Source organism: Chromobacterium paludis, assembly GCF_008275125.1.
In the GTDB taxonomy this organism is placed as follows: domain Bacteria; phylum Pseudomonadota; class Gammaproteobacteria; order Burkholderiales; family Chromobacteriaceae; genus Chromobacterium; species Chromobacterium paludis.
In genome coordinates this window covers 656,016-673,196 of the sequence record NZ_CP043473.1, presented here as the reverse complement: position 1 = coordinate 673,196, position 17,181 = coordinate 656,016, and the positions used below count along the sequence as shown (strand labels likewise).

Genomic DNA, 17,181 nt, shown 5'->3' with positions numbered 1-17,181 from the left:
ATGCGCGCCGTCTTGCCTTTTCCGCCCGCGATCACGGATGCCGCTCGACGGCGCGCGCGCCCTGGCCATCATCCAGCCACACCCGCTCCCCGCCGCGCAACTTGGCGTGATACATCGCCTGATCCGCCCGCGCCAGCAATTCCTCTCCGGCAGCGCTTCCGCAAGCCGCCCCGACGCTGGCGCTGACCCGCAACGTCGTCCCGGCCAGAAAACGCTCCACCTTGACGGCCTCACGCAAGCGCTCCAGCCGCCCATCCAGCCGCGGCCCATCGTCGGCGCCGGGCAGCAGCACGGCGAACTCGTCTCCGCCCCAGCGCGCCGCCAATTCACCCGGCGCGCAGTCTGCCTGCAAACGCTGGCCGATCTCGCACAACACTTGGTCGCCGGCATCATGCCCCAGCTCATCGTTGATGCGTTTGAAGCCGTTCAGATCCAGAAAAGCCACCGCCAGGCCGCCCCCGGCGCGCTCGGCTTGCTGCAGCCGCTCGTTGAACAAGGTGCGGTTGGCCAGGCCAGTGAGACCATCGAACAAAGCCAGCGCGCGCAATCTGTGCTCCGTCTCCTTCATGCGGCTGATATTGGTGAGCACCCATACCGAAACCGGGCCACCATCCTCATCGCGCGCCTTGGTCGCCGACACCAGCACCGGCAAGGCGCCCCCGCCGCGCGCCAGCCGCAGCTCGCCCTGCCAGACCGCGCGCCCGTCCAGCAAGGCGGACAGCTCGGCCGCTGTCAGACAGGCGTCTCGGTCCGGCTGCAGGAAAACAGGCGCGGCTCCGCCGCACATCTCGCCCAGCGCGGGATTGACGCTCAGCCAGGCCATGTCCGCATCGGCGATGCCTATGCCCTCCGAGCAATGCCGCACCGCCAGTTGCGACAGCTGCAGCTGATTCTTCAGCCGCTTGTGCTCGGTCATGTCGATGACCGTGCCCCATAAGTGGTCGATGCGGCCAGACGGCAGCCGGTGGATGTGATTACGCTCGAGCAAGTGCCTGACTTCGCCGCCGGGCCTCACGATGCGGTATTCGACATCGAAAGGCCGCGCGCCCCGCATCGACTGATCCAGCTCGCGCCTCACCCGCTCGCGGTCATCCGGATGCACGCAAGCGAAATAGGCGTCCTCGGTGGCGCCGAAGCTATCCGGCCGCGTGCCGAAGATATCATGCACCGCCTGGCTCCATTCCAGCTTGCCGCTGCCCATGTGCAGCACCCAGGAGCCAATGCCCGCGTCGCTCTCTGCCGTCTGCAACAGCTTCTGCGCCAGGTATTGGCTGGGTTGATCCGGCAGCGGCTCCTCCAGCGGGCGCAACACCAACAGCACCACATCATCGCCCGGCATGGCTTGCGCCAACAGCAGCAGCGTCCGGACCTGCCCGCCGCCGGCGCGCCACACGTGCCGTCCCAGGCTGCCGCCTGCCAGCGTCCGCCCGGAGGCGAACAAGGCCATCCAGGCCGGCGAGCCCTCCAGCCCGCCGCCGTCCAGCCAGTTTGCCAGGCGGCTGCCGCGCAGGCGGCCCGCAGGCCGCTCAGCCAAGGCCGCGGCTTGCGCATTGGCATAGCGGATGCGGCCGGCACGGTCCACCAGCAAAATGGGTTCTGGATGCCAATGCAGCCAGCGACGGCTGCGGCGCGCATGCCAGGCCGCCATCAGCGCGCACAGCGCCATCAAGCCGGCCAGCCCCCACCCCATAAAGCCAAACAATTCCGCTTACTCCGCCCAAAAAGGCCAGTTTAACCAAACATGATGAATTTCCCTATGCCAAAGAAATTACATAAGCATTCCATTGGCAATAGGCAAAACATTGAGAAGCGAAGGGCTGATTCATGCAGGTTTGCCCTGGCGTGGCACACGGCCGCCGCGCCGGGCGCGCGGGGAAAATCGGCAAAAAGGGCTAGACTGGAGCAAGCGTGGCATGGCCTTCGGAGGGCCTGCATGGAAGATTCCGGCGACATTTTGGTGGCAGATGCCGGCGATAGCGCCTTGACGCTGCTTGCCCTGCTGTCTACCCAAGGTTATCAGGTCGGCTCCGCCGCAAGCGGAGCCGAGGCGCTGCTGTCCATCACCCGGCATCCGCCCGATCTCATCCTGCTGGACTATGCCCTGCCCGACATGGATGGCGCGACGATGTGCCGCGAACTGAAGCTCAACCCGCGCACGCGCGATATCCCCATCCTCCTGCTAAGCGCCGACGCCGATCCCCAGCAGAGGGTGGACGGCTTCGCGGCCGGGGCGGTGGACTTCATCGCCAAACCGTTCGAGCGCGGCGAGCTGCTGGCGCGCATCCATACCCACCTGGAACTGTTCCGCCAGAGAAAGCGGCTCAGCCGGCTGGTGGAGGAAAAAACCGAGTCCCTGCGGCTGAGCGAACAGCGCTTTCACGCCCTGATCGAACAGGCGCCCGAAGCGATCATGGTATACAACCTGGACAGCGGCCTGTTCGTCGACGCCAATCGCCAAGCCGAAATCCTGACCGGCTATCCGCAAGACAGCCTGACCGGCATGCGCCCCGCCGCGCTTTACGCGGAAGAGCAGCCGGACGGCCTGCCCATCACCGAAACCGTGCGCATGCATGCCAACCGCGCGCAACGCGGCGAAGTCCAGGTCTTTCAGCGCATCATTCTACGCGCCGACGGTGTGCGGGTGCCCTGCGAAGTCAGGCTGAGCCGCCTGCCCAGTGAAACCGGCCATCTGCTGCGCGTCAGTTATATCGACATCTCGCAAGGCATCGCCGCCCAGGAGAGGATCCACCGCCTCGCCTACTTCGACCCCTTGACCGGGCTATTCAATCAAAGCGGGCTGGAGGAAAGATTGGATGCCTTGCTGCGACACAGCGGCGCGACGCCAGACATCGCGCTGCTGCTGCTAGACCTGGGCGACTTCAAAACCATCAATGACGTCTACGGCAGCCGCATCGGCGACTTGCTGCTCAAGAGCGTAGCCGAGCGGCTGCGCCAGCTGATCGAGCCGCGCGGCCTGGCCGCCAGGCTGGGCGGAGTGGAGTTTGCCCTGCTGCTGGATGTGGGCGCCGACGCGCAAGCGGCGCGCGCAGTGGCCGCCAAGACAAAAGCGGCTTTGCTGGCGCCGTTCTGCATCGAGGAGATGACGCTGCACCTGTCGATCAGCATAGGCGTGAGCTTGCTTGCGCCAGGCGACGCCGATGGCCAGGCCCTGCTGCGCAGCGCAGACATGGCGCTATACGAGGCCAAGCGCACAGGCGGCGGCATCCAGCTCTACGACGCGACCCTGGGACAACAGCTGCGGGAGCGGGTGGAGCTGGAAAAAGCCTTGCGCCACGCCATAGACCAAGGGCAACTGGTGCTGCACTACCAGCCGCAGATCGAGCTGGCAAGCGGTCAGGTAGCCGGCGTGGAAGCGCTGGTGCGCTGGCGCCACCCGCAAAAAGGCCTCATCCCGCCAGCCCTGTTCATTCCGCTGGCGGAGCAATGCGGGCTGATTCTGCCCCTGGGGCGCTGGGTGCTGAAGGAAGCCTGTCGTCAATTGCGGGAATGGCTGGATAAGAGAATCATGCTGCGCATGGCGATCAACCTGAGCATGGCCCAGTTTACCGATCAGGAGCTGCCGGACTTCATCGCCGGCCTGTTGCAGGAAACCGGCGTGCCCGCGCGCTGCCTGGAGCTGGAAATCACCGAATCCTGCACCATGCTGTCGCCGCAGCAATCCATCTCCATGCTGCGGCAATTCCGCGACATGGGCATCCACACCTCCATCGACGATTTCGGCACCGGCCACTCCGCCCTGGCCTACCTGACCCGCCTGCCGCTGGACACGCTGAAAATCGACCAGTCCTTCATCCGCAACATCTCCGGCGACGACCGCGACACGGTGTTGTGCGACACCATCGCCTATCTGGCTCACCGCATGGGCCTGCGGGTCGTAGCCGAAGGCGTCGAAACCCAGCAGCAGCTGACCTTCCTGACCAGCATCAACGTGGACATGGTGCAAGGCTACCTGCTGTGCCGTCCGGTCCCCGCCGACGAGGCGGAGGCCTTCATCCGCCAGCGCGCCGGCCCGCCCGCGCCGCCGGACATCGAATATTTCTAAGCGATATTGTCAGCCCCAGGCCCTGGTGGCACACTTTGCCATCCCCGGGAGCGACACCAGCCATGCCAGACGATCACCGGCTATCCGCCATCACCGCCAGCCATGCCGCCGAACTGCTGATCCAGCTGCGCCGCGGCCATCATGGCAGCGGCAGCCAATTGGGCAAAATTGGCGACGCCCATGCCAATGAGCTGATCCTGGACCTATTGCGGGCGGCGCGCCCGGAAGACGGCTTTCTGTCGGAAGAGTCGGCGCCGGACCCGTCCCGCCTGAGCAAGCGCCGCGTCTGGATCATCGACCCGCTGGATGGCACGCGCGAATACGCCGAGCGCGAGCGCGATGACTGGGCCGTGCACATCGCGCTGACCGAGTGCGGCCTTCCCAGCGCATGCGCGGTCGCCCTGCCGGCTCTGGGCCTGGTCTACAGCACGGCCAGCCCTGTCGCGCTGCCGCCGCTGCCGGCCGGCCCGCTGAAAATCCTGGTCAGCCGCAGCCGTCCGCCGGCGCTGGCCGAGCGTGTGGCGGCCAAGCTGGGCGCCGAGCTGGTGCCGATGGGATCGGCCGGCGCCAAGGCCATGGCCGTGCTGCGCGGCGAGGCCCATGCCTACCTGCACGCTGGGGGCTTGAGCGAATGGGACAGCTGCGCGCCGGTGGGCGTGGCGCTGGCCTCAGGCCTGCACGCCTCCCGCATAGATGGCAGCCCCTGCCTCTACAATCAACCCGATATCAGCATGCCGGACCTGCTGATCTGCCGCCCCGAGTGCGCGCCCGCGCTGCTGGCGGCGATCGCGGCGGCAATCGAGCCGGGCAATTAAGGCAGCCAGCGCCGGATAGGCGTCAGGTTCAAATACGCTTCCAACATGTCCGCCAATTTGTCGATATTGGCCTCGCGCAGCGCCGGGTAGTCCAGCGCCGCCGGCTCCGCCAATCCCGCCCAGCGCAGGATGGCCTGGCAGGCGGCCGGTTCGTCGAACACGCCGTGCAGGTAGGTGGCGAAGATCTGGTCGTCTGCCGAGCGCGCGCCGTCGGCCGAGCCATCGTCGAATCTCACCGCAGGCTTATCCAACGCTGGCCCGGCGCTGACCCCCATGTGGATTTCGTAGCCGGCGGCCTCGGCGTCGCCCAATGTCAGCCGGCCGCGCCTCCGCGTCAGCCGCTTCTCCGGCGCCAGCGTGGTTTCCATGTCCAGCCATCCCAGGCCGTCGCCGCTGCCCGGCTCGCCTTCCAACCCATCCGGATCATGCAGCTTTCTGCCCAGCATTTGCAGGCCGCCGCAAATGCCCAGCACCTTGCCGCCGTAGCGCAGATGGCGGCGTATCGCCTCCTCCCAGCCTTGGGCGCGCAGCCAGGCCAGGTCCGCCAGCACGTTCTTGCTGCCCGGCAGCACGATCAGGTCGGCCGGCGGAATGGTTTCGCCTGCGCGCACCAGGGTGAACTCCACCTGCGGGTGCAGGCGCAACGGGTCGAAATCGGTGTGGTTGCTGACGCGCGGCGCGGCCGGCGCGGCCACGCGCAGCTTGTCGCCGCCACCCGATGCGCCGCCCGATTCGCCGCCCGGCTTGTCCAGGCCCATGCTGTCCTCGGCCTCCAGGTGCAGGTCGTGCAGATAGGGCAGTACGCCCAGCACCGGCTTGCCGGTGTGTTGCTCCAGCCAGTCGACGCCGGTCTTGAGCAGGCTCGGATCGCCGCGGAAGCGGTTGATCACCAGGCCGACGACGCGGGCGCGCTCGGATTCTGACAATAGCGCCAGCGTGCCGGCCAGATGGGCGAACACGCCGCCGCGCTCGATGTCGGCCACCAGGATCACCGGGCAGTCCACCGCCTCGGCGAAGCCCATATTGGCGATGTCGCCGTCGCGCAGATTGATCTCGGCCGGGCTGCCCGCGCCCTCGGCGACGATGCATTGATACTGTTCCGCCAGCCTGGCGTGCGACGCCAGCACCGCCTGCATCGCGACCGGCTTGTAGCCGTGATAGCCGCGCGCCTCCATATTGCCGATGGCGCGGCCCTGGATGATCACCTGCGAGCCGGTGTGGCTGTTGGGCTTGAGCAGCACCGGGTTCATGTCGGTGTGCGGCTCCACGCGGCAGGCCAGCGCCTGCACCGCCTGCGAGCGGCCGATCTCGCCGCCGTCCGCCGTCACCGCGCTGTTCAGCGCCATATTCTGCGGCTTGAACGGCGCCACCCGCACGCCGCGCCGGACCAGCAGCCGGCACAGGCCGGTGGCCAGCGCGCTCTTGCCGGCGTCGGACGTGGCGCCCTGGATCATGATGGTTTTGGCGGTCATGGCGATCTCCCTGCGCATGGATGGCTGACAACGCTTAGAATGGCGGCTTGATTCATTCCGGCCGCCCAAAGCGCGACAGAATTGCGCATTGGATAATTTCTAGCGGCGGCCGGCCATTATATAGGGCCGCTTGTTGAATTCCGCACTGTTTCTGCCGATCGCGCTGCTGCTGGACCGTCTGCTGGGCGAGCCGCCGCGTTGGCACCCCTTGGTCGGCTTCGGCCGGCGGGTCAAGGCCATGGAGCGGCTGGCCTACCCGGCCGCGCCGGAGACCGAGCCGGTCTGGCGTATGCGGCTGCGCGGCGCGGCCGCCATCGCGCTGCTGATCCTGCCTTTCACCCTGCTGGCCTGGGCGCTGGCGAAACTGCCGTGGCTGGGCGCCATCGTTCCCATCGTCCTGCTGTATCTGGCCGTCGGCGCTCGGAGCCTGGCCCAGCACGCCGAGGTGGTGCGAAAAGCCCTGGCCGACGGCGACTTGGCCCTGGCCCGCGAACGGGTGGGTTGGATCGTCAGCCGCGACACCAGCGAGCTGGATGAAGCCGGCGTGGCCCGCGCGACGATCGAGTCGGTGCTGGAAAACGGCAGCGACGCCGTCTTCGCCGCGCTGTTCTGGTTTCTGGTTCTGGGCGCGCCGGGCGCGGTGCTGTACCGGCTGTCCAACACGCTGGACGCGATGTGGGGCTACAAGAATGAACGCTATCTGCACTTTGGCTGGGCCGCCGCCCGCTTCGACGACGTGCTGAACTATCTCCCGGCGCGGCTAACCGCCCTCACCTACCTGCTGCTGGGCCATACCGCCAAGGGCTGGCGCTGCTGGCGCGCCCAGGCCCCCACCTGGTACAGCCCCAACGCCGGCCCGGTGATGGCGGCCGGCGCCGGCGCGCTGGGCGTCCGCCTGGGCGGCGGCGCGCGCTATCACGGCCAGTGGAAGGAGCGTCCGCCGCTCGGTTGCGGTCCCACGCCCACGCATGAAGACATAGCCCGCGCGGTGCGGCTGGTCAACCGGGGCATGTGGCTGTGGGCGGCGTTGTCGCTGGCGGCCGCCATCTTGATCGGAGCGATCCATGCTTGAACACGGAGGCGGCCTGCTGCGCGCCGCGGCCGAATACGGCATTCCGGCCGGAGACTGGCTGGACCTGTCCACCGGCGTCAATCCCCATAGCTGGCCGGTGCCGCCGCTGTCTGCCGACAGCTGGCTGCGGCTGCCGCAAAACCATGACGGGCTGGAGGCGGCGGCGGCGGACTATTATGGCAGCGACCAACTGCTGGCCGTCGCCGGCTCGCAACCGGCCATCCAGATGTTGCCCAGGCTGCGCGCGCCCTGCCGCGTCGGCATGCTGGCGCTGTGCTACGCCGAGCACCCGCACCACTGGCAGAAGCGCGGACACCAGCTGTTCCGCCTGTCGCCGGATGAGCTGGCCGCCGGCATCGACCAGTTGGACGTGGTATTGCTGTGCAACCCCAACAACCCCACCGGCGACCGCTTCGACCCGGCCCTGCTGGAAAGCTGGCGGCAGCGGCTGGCCGCGCGCGGCGGCTGGCTGGTGGTGGACGAGGCGTTTCTGGACGCCGCGCCGCAAGACAGCATGCTGCCGCGCATCGGCAAGCCGGGACTGATCGTGCTGCGCTCCATCGGTAAGTTCTTCGGCCTGGCCGGCGCGCGCGCCGGCTTCGTCTTCGGCTGGCCGGAACTGCTGAGGGCGCTGGCCGAAGAGCTGGGGCCGTGGGCGGTGGCTGGTCCGGCGCGCGAGGCGGTAAAGCTGGCGCTGCGCGACACGGCCTGGCAACAGGCGATGCGAACCAGGCTGCGGCGCGACAGCTCCAGGCTGCAACGCTGCCTGGAGCGGCACGGCCTGCCGCCTACCGGCGGCTGCGAGCTGTTCCAGTGGAGCCCCCATGAAAATAGCCTGTCGACGCATCGCTACCTGGCCGGCCGCGGCATCCTGACCCGCTACTTCGAGGCCATCCCCAGCCTGCGCTTCGGCCTGCCCAAAACCGATCAGGACTGGGTGCGGCTGGAACAGGCGCTGACCGACTGGCGACGCTTGTAATCAAAACCATTACTGTTCACAGCCCACCGCTAGTCGCGTATCATCCGCTCCATCATGACGGTGCCCCTCGAGGGTGAAACGGGAACGCGGTGAAACACCGCGGCTGCCCCCGCAACTGTAAGCGCAGAGCCCACGCCAGACGCCACTGATCCATAGCGGTCGGGAAGGCGGCGCCCGGGCGATGACGCGCGAGCCAGGAGACCGGCCGTCATACGTGTCGACGCAAGCAGAAGCCGGACGGGGTGTGCCGGGGGATACGCACAAGCTCCGTCCATGGATACAAGACGGAAGGAAGTGCCCTCGCCTGCGCGACGAGTATCGTCTCCGAGGGCACCATGCAACCATCCACCACTTTGTCTGCGGGCCGCCGCTTGGCGCGCCACGCGCCCATACTCGCCGGACTGATCCTGGCCAATCTTCTGGCCTGGGCCTGGGCGTTCGCCGCTTTCACCGATCACCCGGCCCAGCTCGCCACCGCCCTGCTCGCCTATCTGTTCGGCCTGCGCCACGCGGTGGACGCCGATCACATCGCCGCCATCGACAACACCGTGCGCAAGCTGATGCAGGAAGGCCGCCGACCGTCGGCGGTGGGCCTGTTCTTCTCCGTCGGCCACTCCGCGGTGGTGGTCATCGCCGTCGCCCTGATCGTGTTCGCCGCCACCGCGCTGCAAAGCCGCGTCGCCGGATTCAAGGAGATAGGCGGCGTCATCGGCACCAGCGTGTCGGCTTTCTTTTTGCTGGCCTTGGCGCTGATCAATCTGTCTTCCTTGCGCGCGGTATGGGGCGCTTTCCGCCGCGCCCGCGCCGGCGAAGCCATCTGCGACGAGCAACTGGACCTGCTGCTGAACAACCAGGGCCTGCTCGCTCGCCTGCTGCGCCCCTTGTTCAAGATGGTGACCAAGAGCTGGCATATGTTACCCATCGGTTTCCTGTTCGGCCTGGGCTTCGACACCGCCACCGAGATCGGCCTGTTCGCCATCGCCACCACCCAAAGCGCGCATGGCGTGGCGCTGTGGCACATCATGGTGTTCCCGGTGCTGTTCGCCGCCGGCATGGCGCTGGTGGACACGCTGGACAGCATGATGATGGTGGAAGTGTACGGCTGGGCCTTCATCAAGCCGGTGCGCAAGCTCTGGTACAACCTGACCATCACCTTCGTCTCCGTGGTCGTCGCCGTCGGCATCGGCGGGCTGGAAGCGCTGGGCCTGCTGGTCAACAAGATGCAGCTGTCCGGCGGCGCATGGGACGTGGTGGCGGAGATGAACGAGAACCTGGCCCACTTCGGCTACTTCGTGGTCGGCGTATTCCTGTTCACCTGGCTCGCTTCCGCCGCCATCTACAAATGGAAGCGCTTCGACCAACTGGCCCCGGAGATTCAATGAGAACGCACGACAAACACGTGCTGATGTGCACCGGCCCGCGCTGCACCCCTGACGGCGAGGGCTCGGAGGCGATGTTCCTGCACCTGGGCCGCACCATAGACGCCTGCGAGGGCCTGCGCGCCAAGCGCACCCGCAGCCACTGCTTCGCCGTGTGCAAGGAAGGCCCCGTGATGGTGGTGTACCCGGACGGCGTCTGGTACCGCAAGGTCAACGAAGCCGATGTCGAACGCATCGTCTGTCAGCATCTGCGCGATGGCTCGCCCGTTGAAGAGCTGGTGTTCCATAAAACCGGCATCGGCGACATCGACCCGGAGACCCAGGCATGAGCGCCGAAATCGCGCTATTGAGCCACGCCGGCACCGACCTCGCCGCGCTGTCGCGCGCGCGCTGGCCGGAAGATTTTCCCATTGTCGCCGGCATTTCGCTGCAAGGCATCGCCGACGAAGCCGCGATGCGGGCGCTGCTGGACGGCCAGCTGGCCGATGTCCGCGCCATCGTGCTGCGCGTGCTGGGCCGCGCCGACGCGATACCGGGACTGGAGCAGCTGCTGGCCCACGCCCGCCGGCTGCAGGCTGCGGTCATCGTGGTCAGCGGCACCGGCGAGCCGGACCCGGAGCTGCAGGCCCTGTGCAGCGCGCCGGTGTCGCTGCAGCAGGATGTCCACGCTTACCTGCAGGCCGGCGGCAGCGCCAACCTGGGCGAGATGATGCGCTGCCTGGCGGATAGACTGCTGCTGACCGGCTTCGGCTACCAAAGCCCGCAGCCGCTGCCCGAGCACGGCATCTACCACCCGGAGCTGGCCGCGCCCTGCTCGCTGGACGACTGGCTGGGCATCCGCCATCCGGATTGGCCCACCGTCGGCCTGTGCCTCTACCGCGCCCACTGGCTGTCCGGCAACACCCGCTTCATCGACCTGCTGGTGGATTGCCTGGCCGAGCGCGGCGTCAACGCGCTGCCGGTGTTCACCTCGTCCTTGCGGACCATCGCTCAAGATGGCCTGCCGGCGGCATTGGCGCTGCTGGCCGACCCGCGCGCCCAGGTGTCCCTGCTGATCAACACCACCTCGTTCGCGATGGGCGACATCAACAACGACGGCCCCACCCAGCCCGGCTGGGCGGTGGAGGCGTCGGACCGGCTGGACCTGCCGGTGCTGCAGGCGATCACCAGCAGCATGACCCGCGAGCAATGGGAAGCGTCCGACCGCGGCTTCAACCCGCTGGACACCGCGATGAACGTGGCGCTGCCTGAGTTCGACGGCCGCATCATCGGCGTGCCGCTGAGCTTCAAGCAGCCTGCCGAGGCCGGCCAAACCGAACAATACGCGCCGCTGCCGGACCGCGCCCGCCGCGTGGCCGGCATCGCCGCCCGGCTGGCGCGGCTGCGCCATGTGGAGAATGCCGACAAGCGCATCGCCTTCATTTTCACCAACTCCAACAGCAAGGCCTCGCAGATAGGCAACGCGGTGGGGCTGGACTCTCCCGCCTCGCTATACGCGATGCTGCGCGGCATGCAAGGTCGCGGTTACCGGATGGATACACTGCCGCCGGACAGCGACGCGCTGATGCACGAGCTGATAGACCGCGGCGCTTACGACCAGGACTACCTGAGCGCCGAGCAAATGAAAAACGCCGCCGCCCGCGTGCCGGCCAAGCGCTACCAGGCCTGGTTCGACGAGCTGCCTGACGCGCTGCGCGACAAGATGCTGCAGCGCTGGGGCCAGCCGCCGGGCGGCGCCTACGTCGACGGCGACGAGCTGGTGTTTTCCGGCCTCGATTACGGCAATGTCTTCGTCGCGCTGCAGCCGCCGCGCGGCTACGGCATGGACCCGGACGCCATCTACCACACGCCGGACCTGCCGCCCACCCACCACTACTACGCGCTGTACCGCTGGCTGCGCGACGACTGGCGGGCCGACGCCATCGTCCACGTCGGCAAGCACGGCACGCTGGAATGGCTGCCGGGCAAGGGCGTGGGCCTGTCGCAGAACTGCTTCCCGGACGCGCTCTTGGGCGACATGCCGCTGTTCTACCCCTTCATCGTCAACGATCCGGGCGAAGGCTCGCAGGCCAAGCGCCGCGGCCACGCGGTGATCATCGACCACCTGACGCCGACGATGACCACCGCCGACAGCTACGGCCCGCTGGCGCAACTGACCCAACTGGTGGACGAGTACTACCAGGTGGAACTGCTGGACCCGAACAAGCTGCCGCTGCTGCAGCAGCAGATCTGGGACCTGATCAAGGAGGCCAAGCTCGACACCGACCTGGCGGCGATGCTGAAGCACGACCATGACCACGATCACGACCATGGCCATGATCACCACGGCCACGACCATCACGACCATGATCACCCGCATGGCGGACACCGGCACGCGCCCGCCGCCGTCCACGGCAAGTACCGGACTCAAGCGGCCAAGCCGGCGGCGATGATGAAGCCGGCGACGGCTGCGGCGGCGAAATACCGCCCGGCCAAGGCCGCGCACAGCCACGATCATGGACACCATCACCACCACGACCATGGCCACCATCATCATCACGGCCACGACCACCACGACCATGACCACGACTGGGACGACACGCTGAACGAAGACGGCGTGCCCTTGAGCCTGGCCAAGATGGACGGCGTCGACGTCGCCCACCTGATCGAGGACATAGACGGCTATCTGTGCGAGCTGGGCGCGGCGCAAATCCGCGACGGCCTGCACGTGCTCGGCAACGCGCCGCAGGGCGAGGCGCTGGTCGACATGCTGCTGGCGCTGACCCGGCTGCCCAACCTCGGCATCCCCGGCCTGCCCGCCAGCGTGGCGGCGGCCTGCGGCGGCGACTGGCCGCTGTGGCAGCAGGACCAGGGCAAGCGGCTGAGCGACACGCCGATTGAATTGGCCCGTCTGACTGGCCAGGCGCTGGTCACCCGCGCCGACGCGCACGACGCGGTGATGAAGCTGTCGCGCGCGCTGATCGCCGATCTGGCCGCGCGCGGCTACGCCGCCGCCGCCATTCCGGCCGCGACGGCTGCCATCCTGCCCGGCATCGAACCGAACGCCGATCTGGAGCGGGTGCTGAACTTCGTCTGCGCCGAACTGTGCCTGAAGCTCGCCCGCACCGCCGAGGAGATAGACAATCTGCTGCGCGGCCTGGAAGGCGGCTACGTGCCGGCAGGCCCCAGCGGCGCGCCGACGCGCGGCATGGCCCACATCCTGCCCACCGGCCGCAATTTCTACTCAGTGGACCCGCGCAGCCTGCCCTCGCAAGCCGCCTGGCGCATCGGCGACGGCCTGGCGCGCGAGATGCTGGCCCGCCATCTGAAGGAAACCGGCCAATATCCGGAATCAGTGGCCATCAGCGTGTGGGGCACCAGCGCGATGCGCACCCACGGCGACGACATCGCCGAAATCCTGTCGCTGCTCGGCGTCAAGCCGCGCTGGCAGCAGGAAAGCCGCCGCGTGCAGGGCCTGGAAGTCATTCCCCTGGCCGAGCTGGGCCGGCCGCGCATCGACGTCACCGTGCGTATCAGTGGCTTTTTCCGCGATGCCTTCCCCCACCTGATTGCGCTGGTGGACGAGGCGGTGCACGCCGTGGCGCGGCTGGACGAGCCGGCGGAGCAGAACTTCCTGCGCAAGCACTACCTGGCAGACCTGAAGAACGAACTGCTGGGTGCTCTGCCCGACGCCGACGCGCAATCGCTGTACCGCGTGTTCGGCGCCAAGCCTGGCAGCTACGGCGCCGGCATCCTGCCGCTGATCAACGAGCAGAACTGGCAGAACGACGCCGACTTCGCCACCGCCTACGTCAACTGGGGCGGCTACGCCTACGGCCGCGAGGCTAACGGCGCCGACGCCCGCGACGCGCTGCGCCACCGGCTGGCGGGCGTGGAAGTGGCGCTGCACAACCAGGACAACCGCGAGCACGACATCTTCGACAGCGACGACTACCTGCAATACCACGGCGGGATGATCGCGACGATACGCAGCCTCAGCGGCCGCCAGCCGCGCGCCTTCTTCGGCGACAGCCACAATCCGGAAGCGCCCGCCGTGCGCGGGCTGAAGGAGGAAGTGCTGCGGGTGTTCCGCTCGCGGGTGGCCAACCCCAAGTGGATAGCCGGCATCCAGAAGCACGGCTACAAGGGCGCGCTGGAGCTGACCGCCACCGTCGATTACCTGTTCGGCTACGACGCCACCGCCCAGGTGGTGGACGACTGGGTCTATGAACAACTGGCGCAAAGCTACGCGCTGGACCCGTCTATGCAGCAGTTCTTCGCCGACAGCAACCCGTGGGCGCTGAACGCCATCACCGACCGCCTGCTGGAAGCCGCGCAGCGCCAGCTGTGGGCGGAGCCGGACCCGGACACGCTGGCCGCCTTGCGCCAGCTGCATCTGGATAGCGAAGCGCTGCTGGAAGCGCGCGGAGAAAACCAAGCATGACGCCGATCTACCCGTTCGCCGCCATCGTCGGCCAGGAACAACTGAAACAGGCATTGCTGATCTGCGCGGTGGACCCGACGGTCGGCGGCGTGCTGGTGCGCGGCGACAAAGGCAGCGCCAAGAGCACCGCCGCGCGCGGCCTGGCCGCCGTGCTGCCGCCCATCCGCCGGGCGGCCGGCTGCGGCTACAACTGCGAGCCGGACCATCCGCTGCCGCTGTGCCCGGTGTGTTCCGGCGGCGCGCGCGCGCTGCATGACGGCCCGGTGCCCTTCATCAACCTGCCTCTGGGCGCCACCGAGGACCGCGTGCTGGGCAGCCTGGACTTCGAAAAGGCGCTGCAGGGCGGCAAGCAGGCGTTCAAGCCCGGCCTCTTGGCCGCCGCCCACCGCGGCATGCTCTACATCGACGAAGTGAACCTGCTGGCCGACCATCTGGTGGACGTGCTGCTGGACGCCGCCGCGATGGGCGTCAACACCGTCGAGCGCGAGGGTCTGGCGGTCAGCCACCCGGCGCGGGTGACGCTGCTGGGTACCATGAACCAGGAGGAAGGCGATTTGCGGCCGCAGCTGCTAGACCGCTTCGGCCTGATGGTGGACGTGGCCGCGCCGCGCGAGCCTGCCCTGCGCGCCGAGGTGGTGCGCCGGCGCCTGGCCTTCGAGGCCGACCCGGCCGGCTTCGCCGCGCAATGGCAGACCGACAGCGAGGCGCTGCGCGAAAACATCGCCGCCGCGCGCGCGCTGCTGCCGCAAACCCGGCTCAGCGACAGCCTGTTCCACTTCGTCAGCGAGCTGTGCTGCGAATTCGACGTCAGCAGCCTGCGCGCCGACATCGTGCTGAACAAGGCCGCGCGCGCGCTGGCCGCGCTGGATGGCCGCGCCGACGCCACCGCCGAAGACATCCGCGACGCCGCCCGGCTGGTGCTGCCGCACCGCCGCCGCCGCAAACCGTTCGAGCAAAGCGGGCTGGACCAGGACAAGCTGGAGCAGATGACGCAGCAGGCGTCCAACCCGCCGCCGCCTCCTTCTCCGCAGGAACAGGATCACAACCAGCCGCCGCCGGACGCCGACGGCGAGCAGGAGCCGAATCCTGCCAGCCATGGTTCGGAACAAATCTTCGCCGCCGCGCCGGCCGGCGACATCGCCCGTATCCGCGTCCAGGCGCCCTCGTCCGGCGACGCGGCCGGCCGCCGCAGCGACGGCGCCAGCCGCCAGCGAGGCCATTACGTGCGCGCCGAGGCCAATCCGCAGCCGGCCCAGCTGGCGGTGGACGCCACGCTGCGCCACGCGATCTTGCGCGATCCGGATCACTTCGCCGTCACCCGCGCCGACCTGCACGACAAGGTGCGCGTCGCCAAACAGGGCAATCTGATCCTGCTGGTCGTCGACGCCTCCGGATCGATGGCCGCCCGCCAGCGGATGGAGCAGGTCAAGGGCACGGTGCTGAGCCTGCTGGAAGACGCCTACCGCCGCCGCGACCAGGTGGCGCTGATCGCCTTCCGCGGCCAGCAGGCCGAACTGCTGCTGCCGCCGTGCAACCGCGTCGAACAGGCCGAGCTGGCATTGCGCGAGCTGCCCACCGGAGGCCGCACGCCGCTGGCCCACGCGCTGGCGCTGGCCGCCGACACCCTGTCCCGCCAACTGGACGGCCCGGCGCCGCTGCTGGTCATCCTCAGCGACGGCCGCGCCAATGTGGCGCTGGATGGCGACGGCGACCCGTGGCGGCAGGCGCTGGACCTGGCCGGCCAGCTGGCCGGCGCGCCGGCGCTGGTGCTGGACACCGAGCAGGACTTCGTCCGCCTGGGCCGCGCCCGCGAACTGGCCGAGGCGCTGGGCGCCGAATACCTGGCTTGCGACGCCCTCACCGGCGAGCAGCTGACATTGACGATACAACAAAGATTGGGCCGCCACTGAACCGGCGCGCCAACGCAATCGTAGGGTGGGCAAATCTTGCCCACGCACATCAAGCTTCCCGCGCGGGCAAGCCCTGAAGCTTGCCCGCCCTACACGTGGCCTCCCTGCCAGACAGGGGTCTCGCAACCTTTAATTGCCAAGTGAATGAAGATGACGGGCAAGGTTTACCTGATAGGCGCCGGCCCCGGCGACCTGGAATTATTGACGCTTAAGGCCGCGCGCTGCCTAAAGCTGGCCGACGTGGCCTTGGTGGACGATCTGGTGCATCCGGACATCCACACCCTGCTGCGGCCGGGCGCCGAAATCGTGCCGGTCGGCAAGCGCGGCGGCTGCCCGTCTACGCCGCAGGCGGCCATCGAGCAGCGGATGATAGACGAGGCCCGCGCCGGCAAGACGGTGGCGCGCCTCAAGGGCGGCGACCCCTTCGTCTTCGGCCGCGGCGGCGAGGAAATGCTGACGCTGCAAGCGGCCGGCGTCGAGGTGGAAATCGTCAACGGCCTCAGCGCCGGCCTGGCGGTGCCGGCCACGCTGGGCATCCCGCTGACCCACCGCCATTTCGTCCACGGCGTGACCTTCGTCTCCGGCCACCCGCACCAGGACGGCGACGAGCCCAACTGGCAGGCGCTGGCGCAAAGCGGCATGACGCTGGTGATCTATATGGGCGTCAAGCGGCTGCCCTTGATCCGCGCCGAACTGCTGCGCCACGGCCTGAAACCCGACACCCCGGCGGCGGCGATAGAAAACGGCACGCTGCCGCAGCAGCGCCAGGTGCTGAGCACGCTGGGCGCGCTGGAACAAGACATGCGCGCGGCCGGCATCCACAGCCCGGCGCTGATCGTCATCGGACCGACGGTGGCGCTGGCGTCCTGTAGACCCTCAGCGCTCGAGCGCAGCGAGGCTCCCTTGCAGGGCAAGGGCGGCATGCGTGCGAGCCTTGAAGCTCGCTCAGCGGAAGGATGGGAGCGGATCAAGATGGCTGCCGACTGAACTCGCACAGTGAAGAGGCCCGGCTTTGCCGGGTCCTGTAGAACAGAATCGAATGACTACATTGCAGCCAAAGGAATACGC

Annotated in this window: 11 protein-coding genes and 1 riboswitch; of the genes, 9 read left to right on the top strand and 2 right to left on the bottom strand. The window is 68.2% G+C overall.

Features of this window, described 5'->3' with window-relative positions; translation table 11 throughout:
* Positions 1-31: 31 nt before the first annotated feature.
* The gene (locus FYK34_RS03030; protein WP_149294994.1) at positions 32-1,702 is read right to left on the bottom strand and encodes a diguanylate cyclase domain-containing protein; all 1,671 of its coding nucleotides are present in this window, start codon (positions 1,700-1,702) and stop codon (positions 32-34) included.
* A 231-nt stretch (positions 1,703-1,933) separates the two neighbouring features.
* On the opposite strand from FYK34_RS03030, the gene FYK34_RS03025 reads away from it, so the two are divergent.
* Both FYK34_RS03025 and FYK34_RS03020 read left to right on the top strand, forming a co-directional pair.
* Positions 1,934-4,063 carry a putative bifunctional diguanylate cyclase/phosphodiesterase gene (locus FYK34_RS03025; RefSeq protein WP_168209629.1) on the top strand — a complete coding sequence of 710 codons (2,130 nt, stop codon included), beginning with the start codon at positions 1,934-1,936 and terminating at the stop codon, positions 4,061-4,063.
* A gap of 62 nt (positions 4,064-4,125) precedes the next feature.
* The gene (locus tag FYK34_RS03020) at positions 4,126-4,878 is read left to right on the top strand and encodes a 3'(2'),5'-bisphosphate nucleotidase CysQ (protein ID WP_149294992.1); all 753 of its coding nucleotides are present in this window, start codon (positions 4,126-4,128) and stop codon (positions 4,876-4,878) included.
* On the opposite strand, the gene FYK34_RS03015 is transcribed toward FYK34_RS03020, so the two are convergent.
* Entirely contained in the window at positions 4,875-6,350 is a 1,476-nt protein-coding gene (locus tag FYK34_RS03015; RefSeq protein WP_149294991.1) for a cobyric acid synthase, read from the bottom strand. The genes FYK34_RS03020 and FYK34_RS03015 overlap by 4 nt on opposite strands.
* Positions 6,351-6,483: 133 nt before the next feature.
* On the opposite strand from FYK34_RS03015, the gene cbiB reads away from it, so the two are divergent.
* From cbiB to cobA, 7 genes are all read left to right on the top strand, one after another.
* Positions 6,484-7,422, top strand: coding sequence for an adenosylcobinamide-phosphate synthase CbiB (gene cbiB / locus FYK34_RS03010; RefSeq protein ID WP_149294990.1), 939 nt, complete (start codon positions 6,484-6,486; stop codon positions 7,420-7,422).
* Positions 7,415-8,401, top strand: coding sequence for a threonine-phosphate decarboxylase CobD (cobD, locus tag FYK34_RS03005; protein ID WP_149294989.1), 987 nt, complete (start codon positions 7,415-7,417; stop codon positions 8,399-8,401). Before cbiB ends, cobD begins: the two co-directional genes overlap by 8 nt.
* 41 nt (positions 8,402-8,442) lie before the next feature.
* Positions 8,443-8,625, top strand: a riboswitch (cobalamin riboswitch).
* A 111-nt stretch (positions 8,626-8,736) separates the two neighbouring features.
* The gene (locus FYK34_RS03000) at positions 8,737-9,783 is read left to right on the top strand and encodes a HoxN/HupN/NixA family nickel/cobalt transporter (protein WP_168209628.1); all 1,047 of its coding nucleotides are present in this window, start codon (positions 8,737-8,739) and stop codon (positions 9,781-9,783) included.
* On the top strand, positions 9,780-10,109 hold the full coding sequence (locus tag FYK34_RS02995; RefSeq protein ID WP_149294987.1) for a (2Fe-2S) ferredoxin domain-containing protein: 330 nt from the start codon (positions 9,780-9,782) through the stop codon (positions 10,107-10,109). Before FYK34_RS03000 ends, FYK34_RS02995 begins: the two co-directional genes overlap by 4 nt.
* The gene (locus FYK34_RS02990) at positions 10,106-14,203 is read left to right on the top strand and encodes a cobaltochelatase subunit CobN (protein ID WP_149294986.1); all 4,098 of its coding nucleotides are present in this window, start codon (positions 10,106-10,108) and stop codon (positions 14,201-14,203) included. Before FYK34_RS02995 ends, FYK34_RS02990 begins: the two co-directional genes overlap by 4 nt.
* A complete protein-coding gene (locus tag FYK34_RS02985; protein WP_149294985.1) occupies positions 14,200-16,113 on the top strand; it encodes a putative cobaltochelatase in 1,914 nt (637 codons plus the stop codon). Before FYK34_RS02990 ends, FYK34_RS02985 begins: the two co-directional genes overlap by 4 nt.
* A gap of 150 nt (positions 16,114-16,263) precedes the next feature.
* The gene (gene cobA / locus FYK34_RS02980; RefSeq protein ID WP_149294984.1) at positions 16,264-17,100 is read left to right on the top strand and encodes a uroporphyrinogen-III C-methyltransferase; all 837 of its coding nucleotides are present in this window, start codon (positions 16,264-16,266) and stop codon (positions 17,098-17,100) included.
* Positions 17,101-17,181: the final 81 nt, after the last annotated feature.